Source organism: Cobetia sp. SIMBA_158, assembly GCF_046566945.1.
In the GTDB taxonomy this organism is placed as follows: Bacteria; Pseudomonadota; Gammaproteobacteria; order Pseudomonadales; family Halomonadaceae; genus Cobetia; species Cobetia amphilecti.
In genome coordinates, this window is the sequence record NZ_JAWJYL010000262.1 from 1 (window position 1) to 278 (window position 278).

Annotated in this window: 1 protein-coding gene; it reads right to left on the reverse strand. The window is 43.2% G+C overall.

Annotated elements, in window-relative coordinates:
* On the reverse strand, positions 1–278 hold a 278-nt coding region (locus tag R2R70_RS19890), incomplete at both ends, for a hypothetical protein (RefSeq protein WP_410978882.1).

Sequence of the window (278 nt, forward strand, 5' to 3'; positions counted from 1 at the left end):
CTTCGTAAACTTCATCTGAGTAGTAAATAACACCCAGCCCAACACTTCCACCATTGCCAGACCATGCTAAACGAGGACGTGTTACTTTAGGGTGGTCTGGATGTTTGCCGTTTAACCAATGCTCGCCTAGTCTGTCTTCAATTGTTTTTGCCTGCGTACCGTTAACACGAATAACATCAAGCTCAATTTTCTGGCTTTTTGCGAACGCTGTTGCGCAGTATAAGTCTTGTGTTTGGTGCTGTGAAAAATTAAGGGCGGTGATGTTTACATTTTGTCTT